This window comes from Methanoregula sp., assembly GCF_049510175.1.
Taxonomy (GTDB): Archaea; Halobacteriota; Methanomicrobia; order Methanomicrobiales; family Methanospirillaceae; genus Methanoregula.
Genome location: NZ_JBEKZF010000001.1, coordinates 523,969 through 536,751 on the forward strand (window position 1 = coordinate 523,969; position 12,783 = coordinate 536,751).

The 12,783-nt window shown below is 54.7% G+C and carries 21 protein-coding genes; 11 read left to right on the top strand and 10 right to left on the bottom strand.

The genetic code is table 11. From position 1 onward, the window contains the following. The first annotated feature begins 62 nt into the window (after nt 1-62). Both ABSG49_RS02710 and ABSG49_RS02715 read left to right on the top strand, forming a co-directional pair. Entirely contained in the window at nt 63-227 is a 165-nt protein-coding gene (locus ABSG49_RS02710; RefSeq protein WP_424024559.1) for a hypothetical protein, read from the top strand. Further along, nucleotides 217-687 (top strand): hypothetical protein, encoded by a 471-nt coding sequence (locus tag ABSG49_RS02715; RefSeq protein ID WP_424024560.1) that lies wholly within the window; start codon nt 217-219, stop codon nt 685-687. The genes ABSG49_RS02710 and ABSG49_RS02715 overlap by 11 nt, the downstream gene beginning before the upstream one ends. A gap of 152 nt (nt 688-839) precedes the next feature. Here ABSG49_RS02715 and ABSG49_RS02720 read toward each other — a convergent pair whose 3' ends face one another. Genes ABSG49_RS02720 through ABSG49_RS02730 form a run of 3 tightly spaced genes read right to left on the bottom strand, consistent with a single transcriptional unit; the run spans nt 840 to nt 1,731 of the window. Continuing rightward, nucleotides 840-1,058 (bottom strand): type II toxin-antitoxin system HicB family antitoxin, encoded by a 219-nt coding sequence (locus ABSG49_RS02720; protein ID WP_424024561.1) that lies wholly within the window; start codon nt 1,056-1,058, stop codon nt 840-842. A gap of 53 nt (nt 1,059-1,111) precedes the next feature. Next, nucleotides 1,112-1,444: a HepT-like ribonuclease domain-containing protein gene (locus ABSG49_RS02725; RefSeq protein WP_424024562.1), complete on the bottom strand. Its 333-nt coding sequence runs from the start codon at nt 1,442-1,444 to the stop codon at nt 1,112-1,114. After that, a complete protein-coding gene (locus ABSG49_RS02730; protein WP_424024563.1) occupies nt 1,441-1,731 on the bottom strand; it encodes a nucleotidyltransferase family protein in 291 nt (96 codons plus the stop codon). The genes ABSG49_RS02725 and ABSG49_RS02730 overlap by 4 nt, the downstream gene beginning before the upstream one ends. Nucleotides 1,732-2,131: 400 nt before the next feature. Between ABSG49_RS02730 and ABSG49_RS02735 the strand changes: the two genes are divergently transcribed. The 7 genes from ABSG49_RS02735 to ABSG49_RS02765 all read left to right on the top strand — a co-directional run bounded on the left by ABSG49_RS02735 (nt 2,132) and on the right by ABSG49_RS02765 (nt 4,467). Further along, nucleotides 2,132-2,611, top strand: a complete 480-nt coding sequence (locus ABSG49_RS02735; protein ID WP_424024564.1) for a PIN domain-containing protein — start codon at nt 2,132-2,134, stop codon at nt 2,609-2,611. Further along, the gene (locus ABSG49_RS02740) at nt 2,589-2,810 is read left to right on the top strand and encodes a hypothetical protein (RefSeq protein WP_424024565.1); all 222 of its coding nucleotides are present in this window, start codon (nt 2,589-2,591) and stop codon (nt 2,808-2,810) included. Before ABSG49_RS02735 ends, ABSG49_RS02740 begins: the two co-directional genes overlap by 23 nt. A gap of 96 nt (nt 2,811-2,906) precedes the next feature. Beyond that, nucleotides 2,907-3,116, top strand: a complete 210-nt coding sequence (locus tag ABSG49_RS02745; protein WP_424024566.1) for a hypothetical protein — start codon at nt 2,907-2,909, stop codon at nt 3,114-3,116. A 110-nt stretch (nt 3,117-3,226) separates the two neighbouring features. Beyond that, nucleotides 3,227-3,427 (top strand): RelB antitoxin-like protein, encoded by a 201-nt coding sequence (locus tag ABSG49_RS02750; protein ID WP_424024567.1) that lies wholly within the window; start codon nt 3,227-3,229, stop codon nt 3,425-3,427. A gap of 93 nt (nt 3,428-3,520) precedes the next feature. Then, a complete protein-coding gene (locus ABSG49_RS02755) occupies nt 3,521-3,769 on the top strand; it encodes a type II toxin-antitoxin system RelE family toxin (RefSeq protein ID WP_424024610.1) in 249 nt (82 codons plus the stop codon). 105 nt (nt 3,770-3,874) lie between these two features. Further along, the gene (locus ABSG49_RS02760; RefSeq protein WP_424024568.1) at nt 3,875-4,147 is read left to right on the top strand and encodes a hypothetical protein; all 273 of its coding nucleotides are present in this window, start codon (nt 3,875-3,877) and stop codon (nt 4,145-4,147) included. Continuing rightward, entirely contained in the window at nt 4,144-4,467 is a 324-nt protein-coding gene (locus ABSG49_RS02765; RefSeq protein WP_424024569.1) for a hypothetical protein, read from the top strand. Before ABSG49_RS02760 ends, ABSG49_RS02765 begins: the two co-directional genes overlap by 4 nt. A 150-nt stretch (nt 4,468-4,617) precedes the next feature. Here the strand turns inward: ABSG49_RS02765 and ABSG49_RS02770 are convergent, their stop codons facing one another. Next, on the bottom strand, nt 4,618-8,529 hold the full coding sequence (locus tag ABSG49_RS02770; RefSeq protein ID WP_424024570.1) for a response regulator: 3,912 nt from the start codon (nt 8,527-8,529) through the stop codon (nt 4,618-4,620). Nucleotides 8,530-8,708: 179 nt separating this feature from the next. Between ABSG49_RS02770 and ABSG49_RS02775 the strand changes: the two genes are divergently transcribed. Both ABSG49_RS02775 and ABSG49_RS02780 read left to right on the top strand, forming a co-directional pair. Further along, entirely contained in the window at nt 8,709-8,936 is a 228-nt protein-coding gene (locus ABSG49_RS02775) for a DUF2769 domain-containing protein (protein WP_424024571.1), read from the top strand. Beyond that, nucleotides 8,926-9,717, top strand: a complete 792-nt coding sequence (locus ABSG49_RS02780; protein ID WP_424024572.1) for an NAD(P)H-dependent oxidoreductase — start codon at nt 8,926-8,928, stop codon at nt 9,715-9,717. The genes ABSG49_RS02775 and ABSG49_RS02780 overlap by 11 nt, the downstream gene beginning before the upstream one ends. Nucleotides 9,718-9,962: 245 nt before the next feature. On the opposite strand, the gene ABSG49_RS02785 is transcribed toward ABSG49_RS02780, so the two are convergent. The 6 genes from ABSG49_RS02785 to ABSG49_RS02810 are packed head-to-tail and all read right to left on the bottom strand — an operon-like array spanning nt 9,963 to nt 12,679. After that, entirely contained in the window at nt 9,963-10,190 is a 228-nt protein-coding gene (locus tag ABSG49_RS02785; RefSeq protein ID WP_424024573.1) for a ferredoxin, read from the bottom strand. Nucleotides 10,191-10,225: 35 nt separating this feature from the next. Next, nucleotides 10,226-10,465 carry a MarR family transcriptional regulator gene (locus tag ABSG49_RS02790; protein WP_424024574.1) on the bottom strand — a complete coding sequence of 80 codons (240 nt, stop codon included), beginning with the start codon at nt 10,463-10,465 and terminating at the stop codon, nt 10,226-10,228. A 27-nt stretch (nt 10,466-10,492) separates the two neighbouring features. Continuing rightward, nucleotides 10,493-10,843 carry a hypothetical protein gene (locus tag ABSG49_RS02795; RefSeq protein ID WP_424024575.1) on the bottom strand — a complete coding sequence of 117 codons (351 nt, stop codon included), beginning with the start codon at nt 10,841-10,843 and terminating at the stop codon, nt 10,493-10,495. 20 nt (nt 10,844-10,863) lie between these two features. After that, nucleotides 10,864-11,652 (bottom strand): family 1 encapsulin nanocompartment shell protein, encoded by a 789-nt coding sequence (locus ABSG49_RS02800; protein ID WP_424024576.1) that lies wholly within the window; start codon nt 11,650-11,652, stop codon nt 10,864-10,866. A gap of 12 nt (nt 11,653-11,664) precedes the next feature. Next, the gene (locus tag ABSG49_RS02805) at nt 11,665-12,018 is read right to left on the bottom strand and encodes a ferritin family protein (RefSeq protein WP_424024577.1); all 354 of its coding nucleotides are present in this window, start codon (nt 12,016-12,018) and stop codon (nt 11,665-11,667) included. Between the two features lie 43 nt (nt 12,019-12,061). Beyond that, the gene (locus ABSG49_RS02810) at nt 12,062-12,679 is read right to left on the bottom strand and encodes a superoxide dismutase (protein ID WP_424024578.1); all 618 of its coding nucleotides are present in this window, start codon (nt 12,677-12,679) and stop codon (nt 12,062-12,064) included. Nucleotides 12,680-12,783 lie beyond the last annotated feature (104 nt).

Genomic DNA, 12,783 nt, shown 5'->3' on the forward strand with positions numbered 1-12,783 from the left:
ATACATTCTTCTCATGCCTCGGGGTCTGATGACCCTCGGCATTTCCACGGAGGTCATTCACTATGGAAACAGAAATTGTAGCACTCATCCTCGGCACCGTGCTCCCCCTCTACCCGGTCCTGTTCGTGATCAACCAGCGGATCGGCAGGTACGACGAGGTGGTCGAGGAGTTCAAGAAACTCCGGGACGAGCACGGGCACATGATGGAGGCGCTCCATGGCGGCTGAAATTTCCCCGGTCGCCACCGTCACCGGCCTGTACCGGGGCACCTTCTCCGGACTCGAACCGCTGACGAAGGACACCCCGCTCACGCTCGACGAGGTCCGGCGCAACCCGGTCTTCTACGAGCTGGAGCTCCACCCGGAGCAGGAGGACGGGGACCTGATCATCGATGTGATCTACGACAACATGTCCCCGCTGCGCCTTCCTGACCTCATGCGGGGCACCGACATCCCGCGGGGCGTCCGCTTCTGGCCGGACTGGTTCGAGGTCCCGCCCTACCGGGAGATGCACGACACCGACGGCCGCCGGGTCTACCCGCGTGCGCCGGGTACCCACACGGTGCGGATCCGCACGGCACGGCGGAAGCGGGAGCAGGCCGGGAAGGTCCGGGACTTCAGCCCGGCCAACGGCGGCTCGACGAGCCCGGTGTTTGAGCTCGTGATCGCGGCGGGCGGGGAGTCCTGAAGGTCGATCAGGACCTGAGGGAAGAGAAGAAGACCATCAGGTCTTCGCCCCCCCGGTCTATTTTTTTTTATTCGCATGACAGAGCCCAGGCTTTTTTATTCGAAACGGGCAAAAGGCACAGAAACACCCCGGCCGACCATAGAAACATTATATTATTCCGCCGGAACAGCGACAAATGAGGCAGAGGAATGCGATTTCGGAACCGGAATACCGTCCTCTATCAACCCCCGGATATGCATACCGATCGCTTCATGCATCCGCTCTTCCGCTTCGTCCCGGGTCTTTCCCGTTGCAATACAGCCCGGAAGGTCCGGCGAATAGGCAGAATAATTTTTTCCTGCTTTTTCTATTACGATAAGGAACCTGTGCATAGTCTCATTCCCTCAATTGTGTTTGTCGGTGAAACTCCAGAATATTCCGGAATTTACCTGTTTTCCAGAATCAGGGAGATCTCCCGCTGAAGTTCAGGAAGATCTTTTTGTACGGTATTCCAGATTTCATCGAGATCGATACCGAAGTACTGGTGCACGAGCAGGTGACGCATGGCGATGATATCTTTCCAGGGAATTTTCCGGTGTTTTTTCTGGAATTCCGGCGAGATGCCGTTTGCAGCTTCCCCGATTACCTGGATATGATAGAGAACCCAGACCTGGAGCAGGTCTGAGTTTGCGAATTCCTCTTTGCCGGGAGGGATTTTCTCCATAATGCGCTGGATTGCCTCGTTGATGTCAACGAGCCGGTCGCGATCACTTCTCATAGTGGTACTGCTTCCTGTATCACAGAATGGCGGATCTGGTCCCTGAGTCCATTGACTGACGCAACATCCACATCGCAGCCGAGAAGTTCTGCCAGTTCACGCTGGAATGCCGCGTGGGTAAGAAGAGATGTTCCGAATGGAAACTCGACAAGGAAATCGATATCGCTTCCTTCACGGGCTTCATGCCGGGCTACGGAGCCGAAGATGCGGATATTCTTTATCCCGAACCGATCTGCAAGTAGGAGGATCTTATCGCGCTTGGCCGTGATCCGTTCGTAGAGATCCATACTCCGGTCCCTGATACCAGATAAGTATACCGGAGGGATTATTAATCCATTGACCCGATGGCCGGCGATCCTGGCAAGGGAACGGCAAGGTCCGGGACTTCAGCCCGGCCAACGGCGGCTCGACGAGCCCGGTGTTTGAGCTGGTGATAGCGGCGGGCGGGGACGAAGGCTGAGCACAGCGTGCAGGCCCCGCAATCGCACGGCAGGTGATCGGGGCCATTACGGGGGAATAGCGAAGGGGCAGGGGCCCCTCAAACCCCGTGTATTTTTTCATGTGATTGTCGTTCCTGATAAACGTCCGTCCCTCCACCGCGGCATCTCACGTTCACCCCGCCAACCGGGTCTCTTATCCTCAATCGCGAATAATAACAGAATCATTTATTGATTCCGGAAGAGAACGGTGAAACAGGAGGTTTATGTGAAAGTCTATCTCGATGTGTGCTGCTTATGCCGACCATTTGACGATCAGCTCATCCCGAGAATCCGGTATGAAAGCGAAGCAGTCATTGCCATTCTGAACCGGTGTTCACGGGACTGGGAACTGGTCTGGAGTTCCGCAATCACGTATGAGATTGCCAAAATTGTTGATCACGACAGAAGACATTACGTCAGCACCTTCGCAGCAAAGACAACCACAAATATCCTCGTAGATATGGCAATAAAGGAACGTGCAGCCGTGCTCATGAACCTGGGAGTAAAAGCCCTTGACGCGTTGCATATTGCCTGTGCGGAACGGGCGGGTGCAACGGTCCTGATCACGACGGATGACGCATTGAAAAACATTATGAGCCGTCACAGCGATATAATTTCCATACGAATCGTGAACCCCGCTGCATGGTATGAGGAGGTGACCGGGAATGAAAGTGAAGACACTGCATGAAATTCATGATGAAGGGATTGATGCTCTGCGTAAGACACTTGGTCCTGTTGACATGGTCCGCTTCATCCAGATGTTTGATCAGGGAAAGGGAGATTATACCAAAGAGCGCAAGCAGTGGCTCAGTAATGATCTCGATGAAATATGCAACGAGATCTTTGAAATGCAGAAACAGGCTAAAACTGTTTCCGGTTCCGAATAACTCCTCTTTTTTCCCTTGAGACCGGGAAAGTGGCCCACTTATCAGAAACCAGGTACAGGTAAAATCCCGTTGAATGGCTTATGGAGGTGAACGAACATGGAGGCAAAGACACTGAATGAGATCCACAAACAGGGTATCGATGCACTCGTGAAAGTGCTTGGACCGGTTGACACGGCCCGGTTCCTCCAGATATATGACCAGGGAAGCGGCGATTATACCGAAGAACGAAAACAGTGGCTGGAAAAAGATCCTGACAAATATCTTGCAGCTGTTATCGCTCACGGGAAGAAAAAGACCCGGGCATAATTTTTTTTAGTTTGTTTTGGACTGACTGTCGGTCTGACCGCTCTTATAATCGTCAGACCCCCGCCAACTTCTTTATGCTCTCCCGCAAAAAACACTGGAGTGATACAGGCATGACCGCAATACCCCGGAAATATATCACGGATGCCAGGAGCCGGAAGCAGGCGGTGATCGTCGACCTTGAAACCTTCAACCGGATGGAATCCATCATCGAAGACCACGGGCTTGGAAAATTCATGGAAGAGGCAGAGGACGACGAGATTCTCTCAGTTCACGAAGCAAAGAAGCACTACAAATCTTTGAAAAAGGACTGAAATGCCGTCCTGTGGCTACAAAAATCGTGTATTAAAGTCAGTTTGACGTTCATGCACGGTTGCTGAAAATGCTGAAAGCATTTTCATGCCAAAATTTTCTTAAAAGATCTCGCCGCGATCCCCGGACGGTACCGGTCCCGGATCGAACGGCTGGTATTTGATGAAATTCCCGTGTCGGAAAATATTTTTTCCGATTTCGATGTCAGCAGAATGAAAGGGTTTGAACACTATTATCGCATTTGCACCGGACACTACCGCATCGGGTGTGAGATCACCGATGATAACATGATCATATTCTACCGGGTGAAGAGCCGGGAAGAGATTTACCGGGTTTTTCCCTGACTTTTTTTGTTATGACAGGCCGGTAGCCGTTACCGGATATATCTTCTTCAGGCAGATCTTTCCGGGTTCAAATGTTATATATAATTATATAACAAAAATCATCCCATGACATCTGAGACAACAGCCGTACATTCCCCCCAACTCGACACCATCCTGATGGTTGAATCATTCATAAAAGAGCACAGCGGGGAATACCGGCGGAGGGCTTTATGGGAGAACCTGCCCAGGAAGATGATGTACCAGACGTTTTCCACCATCATCGCCTATCTCCAGGATTCCGGCAAGATCGCCGTCGATGCCGATAAAAAAATCTGCTGGATATATAATCCAGAACTTATAAAACGATATCTTGCCAATACTGATCTGAAGATCCGATGAAGGCTTCTGTTTATTTCGTCGATGACAGGATCAGACAGTCTTTTTTTGCCCTTGCAACCGGAACAGCAGAAGAGAACGAGGTATACACCCGGCTGAATGCATCGTTCGATATCATTGCTCTCAAGCCATTTTGCGGGATCCAGGTCCCGTTTAACCCGGACGTTTATGTGACGAAGTACGGGATTGACAACCTGTGGAAATACCATTTTCATAAGAACTGGCGGCTGATGTATTCTGTTGCCGGTGACGGGACCACCGTGATCGCCCTCGTTATCGAATGGCTGCCGCATAAGGAATACGAGCGCAGGTTCGGGTATTAAAGCGGCTGAGCGGGACAGCCGGGCTTACGCGAACCGTTTCTTCGAACCGAAAAAATCCCCGGGATCTTTTCTTCGGGAAATAAAATCAGGCGTCTCGAGAAAAGTGACGAGATCTTTTCCCTTTACAACCGGAAGCATTACGCACCCCGGCTACCGATGAGAAAACCGGTACTTCCCGTTCGGCACCGTGATCTCGAACCGTGCACCGTTGCCCGGCTCCCCGGTCTCCCTGATCGCGATGCCCGTCAGGGAAAGAATCTCCCGGATCAGGAACATCCCAAGGCCGGTATTTTTCCCGAAGCCCGGCTCGAAGATCCGCTCCTTTTCATCAGCAGCAACGCCAATCCCGTTGTCCTCCCACAGCACAACCAGCACGTCGCCCGGCTTTTGTGACGATACCCGGATGTCGGTCACCCGCTCGCCGTGCCGGATGGAGTTGTCAAGGAGATTGAAAAACACCTTCTCAAGCATCGGGTCGGCAAATACCGTGACCCCCTTCACTGCAGCCTTCAGGGTCATCGTTGCCGGGACCTGTGAGCGGAGGGGCATGACCTTATCCAGCGCGATCCACTGCGGCTCATGCGTGCCAAGATCCTGGTAGATCCGGGAGAATTCGATCTGCGACTGGATCTCCGTAGCGGCGGATTCCACTTTCCCCAGGTACTCTGCCAGCGCGGGATCGCCGGATCTCATCTCTGCGAGTTGAATATACCCGAGGATGACCGGAATCTTGTTGAGGATATCGTGCCGGGTGATGCCGGAGAGCAGGCTGAGCTGGCGGTTCGCCCGGCGGAGTGCCTCTTCCGCCTCTTTGCGTTCGGTGATGTCGATGACGATGCCCCGGAGCCCGGTGATCCTGCCATTCTCGACAATCGGTGACGAGTAGATGGTGATGGGAAACGTGCTGCCGTCTTTCCGCAGGGCCATATATTCGTTCACCGGTCCTACCCTCCATCCATCCCCCTCGACAATGGCGCGGAAATCAGCCGCGGCCCGGTCCGCGTCATCGGGAGCAAGCATCTGCATGGCATTGAGACCCTGCCGGAAGTCATCTTCCGTATAGCCGAAATAATCGAATGCGATGTGGTTCGTGTATTTCAGCTTACCCTCTCCATCCACTTCATAGACGACCAGGGGCAGGAGGTCGGAGAGCTCGTGGAACCGCTTCTCACTCGCGCGCACTGCCTCTTCGGCCTCTTTGCGTTCGGTGATGTCCTCGACCTGGGCGGTAAAATAGCGCAGGGAACCCTGCTGATCGCGGAGCGTTGTCACCCTGATCAGTCCCCAGAGAATACGGTTATCTTTCCTGATATACCGTTTCTCCGTACTATAGACCGGAATCGTTCCCGCAGTCAGCTCCTGCATGTGTTCCAGATCACCGGCAAGATCATCCGGATGGGTGATATCCTTAAAAGACATCTTCAGCAGTTCCTCTTCGGTATAGCCGGTCATCGATACCCAGGCCGGGTTGACAGAAAAAAACCGGAAACTCGGCGTGACAAGGCTCATTCCCAGCGGACTGTTCTCAAATATTTTCCGGAACCTCTCTTCGCTGTTCCGGAGTGCCTCTTCCGCCTCTTTGCGTTCGGTGATATCATCCATGTGGACCATGATCAGGTCCGGGGGGACGAAGGCAGCAGTGGCATGGATGAGCCCTCCGGGCAGGAAGTGCTCCACTACGAGTTCCTGTGAGATCGCGATCCGTTCGGAAAAACAGTGCCCGATTACGGATATGAGTGCCGGCCGGGTTGCGGAGAACCCGGACGCGCTCCTTCCCAGAAATTCATGCGATCGCCCGCCGGTGAGGGCGTCCGCTGCCTTGTTGCAGTCGATAAGGATAAAATCGCCCTCCCGGTGTTGCCAGATGAAGATGGCAAGCGGATTGTTCTGGTACTGCAGACGGAACCGGATCTCGCTCTTCTCCAATGCGGTCTGCGTTGCCTTCTCCTCCGTAATATCCCGGCCAACCGACTGGTATTCGGTCACCGTTCCCAAAGGATCGAAGATCGCACGGTCGCTCCACCGCTGCCACCGCAGTGCTCCGTCCGGCATGATGATCCGGTGTTCGATCTGATCGATCGGGTGGTCCGGCGCCAGGGATGCAAAGAACCGTTTCACACGCTCCCGGTCCTCGGCCGGGATCCGTGGCCGGAACCGGTGCCCGACGATCTCTTCACGCTTCAGGTTGAAATACCGGCAGTAGGCATCGTTGACAAAGATATGCGTGTCATCCGGGAGGAACCTGCAGATGAACTCGGTCTGGTCCTCGACCACGTTCCTGTACCGCTGTTCGCTCTCCAGAAGCGCCTTCTCCGCCATTTTGACGTCCGTTATATCCCGGCCAACCGACTGGTATTCGACGAGGTTTCCTGCATCGTCAAAGATCGCACGGTCACTCCACCGCTGCCACCGGACGCTCCCGTCCGGGAAGATCACCCGCTGCCGGATAAAATTCACCGGGTTTTCCGGCGTGAGGGCAGCCAGCATCTCCTTGATCCGGCGGCCGTCCTCTTCAGGCACGACCGGCCGGAACCGGTGCCCGAGGATCTCCTCACGTTTCAGGCCGAAATACCGGCAGTAGGCTTCATTGACAAAGACATGGGTGCCATCCGGTAAGAACCGGGAGATAAATTCGGTCTGGTCCTCGACGACATCCCGGTACTTCTTCTCGCTTGCTTCCAGCAGTTTCTGGCTTTCTGCCAGTTCGTCGAAATTCTGCTGGAGTTCCTGTTCGGTTGCTATCAGGTGCTCGTAGGTTAGATGCAGTTCCTCGTTGCGCCGGACAATCTCTTCTTCCGCTGCCTTACGATCCGTGATATCGGAACACATCGCAAAGGAACCCCGGAACGTGCCGTCAGGATCCATGAGCGTGGTCGTCGATACCTGCAGCCACCGGATCCTCCCGTCTTTGGTCACAAAGCGGCGCTCGTACCGGCCGTTCTTTCCCTGGCTGCGTTCCTGTATCCGGGAGGTATTGTCGGGTATATCTTCTGCTGCCATGAACGAAGCGATGTTCCGGCCCAGCGTCTCTTCCGGCGTGTAGCCGAGCATCTCCGCCATCCGGCGGTTGACATACACCGTCTCGAACTTCTCGTCCAGCTGAGTGATGCCCTCATCCGCGGTCTCGACGATCCGGCGGTACTGCTCCTCGCTCACCCGCAGTGCCTGTTCGATCCGTTTGAAGTGCGTGATATCGCGGATGGACTCGATCGCCCCGGTAAGGACACCGTCCTTTGAGTAGAGGGGGGATGCAGTAAACCACAGGTATGCCTCCGTTTCCCCCCGCATCCGGGGAACATAGGCTTCCGAGAAGAGCGTCTCTCCCACCCGTTGTACCGTGTGATAGTTCGCTGCCGCGAAGCTCTCGTCAAAATTGAGGATCAGATTGATCAGAATCCGCCGCCTCTCACCATAGAACGGCAGTGCGTAACAGAAATCCCCCTGCCCCAGGATATCCTCTTTCCGGATACCGGTCATGGTCTCAATCGCCTTGTTCCAGGATATCACCTTCCCGGCGGTGTCGATGGCAAACGTTGCGTCCGGTAAAAAATCAATAATACTGGAGAGCATCTGCTGCGAGTCGGCAGTCCGCTGCTGCAGGGCGACCATACTGTCATACTGCCGGCGGAGTTCTCCCTCCTGTGCGGTGATCTGCTCGGATGCCCCCCGGAGTTCTGTCTCCGCACGCCTGCGCATGACCGCGTACTGAATCTTGTTTGAGAGCTCGGCAAACTGGCTCCTGGGCTCCCCGCCTTTCTGGAGATAGAAATCGGCCCCTTCGTTCAGGGCCTGGATGACGACCTCTTCGCGTCCTCGTCCGGTGAAGAGGATGAACGGGATCGTATTTCCCGAAGTTCTTACCTTCTTTAAGAATTCAATGCCATTCATCTCCGGCATCTGGTAATCGGCAATAATGGCATCGTAGGGCTTTGCATTCAGGAGGGTAAGCGCAGCGGGAGCCGAGGTGACGGTGTCAACGATGAACTGCCCGCTCTGCTCAAGGAAGAGTTTGCCGATCTCCAGCAGGCCGGGTTCATCATCGACATAGAGAATACGATACATGGGGCAACGTTCTGGTGGTAGCGTACTCTACGATGTGGTGAGGCTTGACATTTTCGATTTTGATGATTTCCCGTGACGTGCGGCGCAGGGTCGCAAAGAGGGTAGCTTCATCTCGATGCTCGTGTCGGGAAATCCATTAAGTAGTTGAGCGGGCAATCAAGAGCCGGGAGAAACGTATCATGGACAGGAAAGAAGCAACCGGGCTCTGCATGTGCAGGATGTGCCCGAGTTTTGTGGACTGCAAAGAAGAGATCGCGTTTTGCCTTGCTGAACAGGGAACGAGCGGCTGTATCAAAACGGAACAGGGATGCCTCTGCCCGGGATGCCCTGTACAGGCGGAGGAGAATTTCCGGCATGTCTTTTACTGCACCCGGGGAAGCGAAATCGGGCAGTCCCATGCCCGGTAAAGCATGGAAGTGTGCTGTCTGCGGCTACATCTCCCAGGGAGAGAACCCGCCCGCAGAATGCCCGCAATGTGCCGGTACCGGCAGGGAATTCATCGAGGTTACCGAAAAGAAAACGTTTCGCTATGACGGGGAAACGTTCGATGTCCTGTTGATTAATGGCAGCAGCCACCGGGCGAACAATACCGGTTACCTGGCAGACCTTGCAGAGGAGGTCCTGATAGAGAAGGGAGTGAGTTACCGGCGGTATAATATCAACGAGTTTGCCATCAACCATTGCTGGTGCTGTTACAGTATGCGGGACAATGCCTGCAGGTATCCATGCAGGGACCAGCTCGACGACATGCCCGCGTTTCACGAGATGATCATCGCATCAAAAGCGATCATCGTTGCCTCGCCAATCAACTGGAACAATATGTCGGCACGGCTCAAGGATTTTCTCGACCGGATGAACTGCATCCAGAACCTCTACCTGCTGAAAATGCCAGGACTCACGGAAGGAAAAATTGTGGGGATTGCTGTTTCGGGACATGAGGACGGTGCGACCAAGACTGCGATGGACATCTACCTGTACTTCCAGCAGATGGGGTACGTGCTGGCACCCTTCGGCATCGCGTACCGCACCCATGGGGCGCAGTTCAACACGATCACTGATACGGAATTCTTAAAAACAGATCCCCTCGTGATTCAGAAAGTTAAAGGAATGGCAAACAATGTTGTGGAAATGATCAGGCTGGATCCTGAGACAAAACTGAAGGGAAAACTGGTCCCGGTCTGCGAATAATCCGGTCCCTGATGCGGCGGGGCGGCACCTCCCGCCAACGGCATGGTGGTGCAGTGTACTGGTTTCTGAGAATATCCGAAGAGTTAATTCTCCCATCCGACCCCCCCCAAAAACTGCGATGACAAGAAGAAACCATCAGTTTTCGGCGAGTTCGGAGCAGTCATCAGACTGCGACGAGGAGAAGAAACCATCAGGTTTCGGCGAGATCGGAGAGGTCTTCAGACCTCGACGAGGAGAAGAAACCATCAGGTTTCTTCGACCGTGATGATCTGCACGGGACAGAGATCCGAAGCCTCTTTCACGCAGGCTTCGAGGTCCGGCGGCGACATGCCCTCTGCAATATCCCCGTTGAGCCGGAATTTTTGCATTACCTGGCTGAACGCGTCGTCCGGGTTCTCTTCAAAGAATGCCGGGCAGGTATCCCAGCAGGTACCACAGCTGGTGCAGTTTTTCCTGTCAATCGTTACCTTCATACTATCACCTGACTTATGGGGATCACATCACAGCATCAGCTTTCTGCCATCCTGGTCTCCTTCACCGGGGAAACACGGAACTGGTAGATGATCTGGCGCATGTCACGTATGTTCATCTTCTCGATGATCAGTTCATGCTCCTTGAGCCTTTTCAGGGCATAGCGTACGGTCCTCGGGGAGCAGTGGGTTTTATTCACAATATCCTTGTGGGTCAGTGCACCATCCGTGCCGAGTATTTTCAGCACGATCTTTGATGACGGGGGTAACGGGTTCATAATCATCATCGGGTTTCCGGGGACCGTTCAGCCGCAGCTGGTCCCGCACCCCTCCTCCTGTCCCTGGTCTGCCGCATCCTTGTCTGCAAGGATCCGGTCGAGCGCGATGTTCACAAAATCATCGATCGTCTCCATCGGTCCCCAGGACTCCACGCTGTAGGCATCGGAGACAAACGGGTCCCGCAGGACCAGGACATTGCCGTCCTGGCCCGGGCCGGACACGTATTTTATCCCGTGGTGCAGGTGGTGCGGCCCCTCCTCATGGACCTGCTGGACCCGTGCATACACGACCCAGTAGGTCAGCGCTTCCGTCGCGCTGACGTAGATCTCGTGGTCCTGTTCGAATTTTTTTATGAGTTCCTGTGTTTCTTCACGCATGATTTCACATCAGGTATTTTTCAGGTGAGGACGCAGATCGCTTCCGGCACCCGGATCAGGAGTGCAAGGCTCTCGGAGATACTGAATTCAAGCGCATCGCCGGCCGGGCCGTTATACCCGATGCTCATGTCCTGGCCGATCACGAGCGAACAGAACTGGCGGCCGGATGCGAGCAGGACGCCTCCTTTTTTCAGGACCGGGGCCTTGATCACATCCCCGCCAATGATCGTCCGTATATGATCGAGTTCGGTGCCATCGCCCTGCGGGTACCGGCGCAGGAGCAGGTTGTACTGGGCGGGTGCGAGCCCCATGCAGTACGGGCCGTGTAAGCCGGCATCGTCCAGCAGCGTCACGGCGTTGATGACCTGGTCTGCCGCGGTGCCGACTTTGTCCCATTTTGCCAGGGCGAGCGATCCCGAGCCTTCAGCACCCAGGAGCCCGGGGACGTCCTGGATCCCATGGAAGATAATGCTGTCCTCTTTTGCTGCACACGCCATCGCGGCACAGGCAACCGGGTCCATATCCAGGAGCAGTCCGTTTTTCTCGCTCGCGGCAAGGTCCCGCTTGTTGAGGAAGAACGTGCTGGTGAGCAGGTTTACCGGTATAACCGGGCTCGCCGTGATCCCCTCTGCGATCTCGCTGTCGCTGAGCGGTATGACCTTGAGTCCGAACCCGAACGGGCCTTCGATACTGATCAACCGCCGTCCCGAAAGCTGGCTCTTTGCCGCTTCAATCATCGCGGTATCAAGCAGTTTCCAGGTCTCGGCGCTGACAGGGGCGTCAACACGTCCCAGGTAATCTTTTTCCATGTCATTCATCTCCTAGTTTTTCAGGGATCCGATGGTGGTCTCACCCGCTGCCTGCGGGGGTTTCTGTGCCAGCGATGCCGCCATGGCATCGACTTCCAGCGTGCCCTTCCTGAGCTGCTCGTCCTCGTCACCGGTCAGGATCGACAGGAGCCGGATGAGTTCGCCGAAGTGGACACGCTCTTCATCCGCGATATCGACGAGCACCGCCTTTGCAAGGGGATTGTCCGTTGCATCGGCATGGGCCATATAACCGTGGATGGCTTCAAGTTCCCCGGCAATATCAAGACGGATTGCCCGCACAAGTTCTTCCTTCGTCATGGTACGTTCCGGGACCATCCCGCTGAACGGGTTAATAAATTCAGGCATCTTTTCTCACTCCCTTTTCGTTCATTTCCCCGGTCTCACCGGCTCATTTCTTCAGTTTGTCGAACCGCTGTGCAACCACATCCCAGTTCACGATGTTCCAGAAGGCGTCGACAAATTTTGCCCGGTCGTTTTTGTAGTCAAGGTAGTAGGCATGTTCCCAGACGTCAAGGACCATGAGGATATCGAACCCGGGGATCACGTTGACGTTGTGCTTTTCTACCTGGACGATCAGCGGCCGCCGTGTCTTATAACAGAATGTCAGGGCTGCCCACCCGGAGCCCTCGGCACCGGATGCTGCCTGGGTGAACTCCTTCTTGAACCGGTCGAATGTGGAAAATTCACCGCTGATCGCTTTGCCTAGTTCTCCTTTCGGGGCCCCGCCGCCACCTTTTCCTGCAGGTGCGAGGTTCTCCCAGAACAGGTTGTGAAGCTTGAAACCCCCGATATGGAACGACAGTTCCTTAAGGGTCGCCTTCATGTCCAGATCGGTATTCTCCTTGCGTGCCTTGTCCAGTTTTTCAAATACTGCGTTTGCGCCGTTTACATAGGCCTGGTGGTGTTTCTGGTGGTGGAGCTTGAGCTGCTCTTCAGAAATATAGGGTGCCAGGGCCGCGTAATCGTACGGCAGTTTCGGCAGTGTATAAAATCTGCTGTCTTCCATGGTTCTCTCCTCGGAAACAAGGGAGATGCCGGTGCCGGCCTGCTCCCTGCCTTCATGGGAATGCACAACGGAATGGTATAGGCTCTTTCACAAAAGTCAAACTA

What these genes read in the sequence shown, in the direction of transcription:
- ABSG49_RS02710 (WP_424024559.1), top strand. Translation starts at nt 63, where the DNA reads ATGGAAACAGAAATTGTAGCACTCATCCTCGGCACCGTGCTCCCCCTC.
- ABSG49_RS02715 (WP_424024560.1), top strand. Translation starts at nt 217, where the DNA reads ATGGCGGCTGAAATTTCCCCGGTCGCCACCGTCACCGGCCTGTACCGG.
- ABSG49_RS02720 (WP_424024561.1), bottom strand. Translation starts at nt 1,058, where the DNA reads ATGCACAGGTTCCTTATCGTAATAGAAAAAGCAGGAAAAAATTATTCT.
- ABSG49_RS02725 (WP_424024562.1), bottom strand. Translation starts at nt 1,444, where the DNA reads ATGAGAAGTGATCGCGACCGGCTCGTTGACATCAACGAGGCAATCCAG.
- ABSG49_RS02730 (WP_424024563.1), bottom strand. Translation starts at nt 1,731, where the DNA reads ATGGATCTCTACGAACGGATCACGGCCAAGCGCGATAAGATCCTCCTA.
- ABSG49_RS02740 (WP_424024565.1), top strand. Translation starts at nt 2,589, where the DNA reads ATGAAAGTGAAGACACTGCATGAAATTCATGATGAAGGGATTGATGCT.
- ABSG49_RS02745 (WP_424024566.1), top strand. Translation starts at nt 2,907, where the DNA reads ATGGAGGCAAAGACACTGAATGAGATCCACAAACAGGGTATCGATGCA.
- ABSG49_RS02750 (WP_424024567.1), top strand. Translation starts at nt 3,227, where the DNA reads ATGACCGCAATACCCCGGAAATATATCACGGATGCCAGGAGCCGGAAG.
- ABSG49_RS02760 (WP_424024568.1), top strand. Translation starts at nt 3,875, where the DNA reads ATGACATCTGAGACAACAGCCGTACATTCCCCCCAACTCGACACCATC.
- ABSG49_RS02765 (WP_424024569.1), top strand. Translation starts at nt 4,144, where the DNA reads ATGAAGGCTTCTGTTTATTTCGTCGATGACAGGATCAGACAGTCTTTT.
- ABSG49_RS02770 (WP_424024570.1), bottom strand. Translation starts at nt 8,529, where the DNA reads ATGTATCGTATTCTCTATGTCGATGATGAACCCGGCCTGCTGGAGATC.
- ABSG49_RS02775 (WP_424024571.1), top strand. Translation starts at nt 8,709, where the DNA reads ATGGACAGGAAAGAAGCAACCGGGCTCTGCATGTGCAGGATGTGCCCG.
- ABSG49_RS02780 (WP_424024572.1), top strand. Translation starts at nt 8,926, where the DNA reads ATGCCCGGTAAAGCATGGAAGTGTGCTGTCTGCGGCTACATCTCCCAG.
- ABSG49_RS02785 (WP_424024573.1), bottom strand. Translation starts at nt 10,190, where the DNA reads ATGAAGGTAACGATTGACAGGAAAAACTGCACCAGCTGTGGTACCTGC.
- ABSG49_RS02790 (WP_424024574.1), bottom strand. Translation starts at nt 10,465, where the DNA reads ATGAACCCGTTACCCCCGTCATCAAAGATCGTGCTGAAAATACTCGGC.
- ABSG49_RS02795 (WP_424024575.1), bottom strand. Translation starts at nt 10,843, where the DNA reads ATGCGTGAAGAAACACAGGAACTCATAAAAAAATTCGAACAGGACCAC.
- ABSG49_RS02800 (WP_424024576.1), bottom strand. Translation starts at nt 11,652, where the DNA reads ATGGAAAAAGATTACCTGGGACGTGTTGACGCCCCTGTCAGCGCCGAG.
- ABSG49_RS02805 (WP_424024577.1), bottom strand. Translation starts at nt 12,018, where the DNA reads ATGCCTGAATTTATTAACCCGTTCAGCGGGATGGTCCCGGAACGTACC.
- ABSG49_RS02810 (WP_424024578.1), bottom strand. Translation starts at nt 12,679, where the DNA reads ATGGAAGACAGCAGATTTTATACACTGCCGAAACTGCCGTACGATTAC.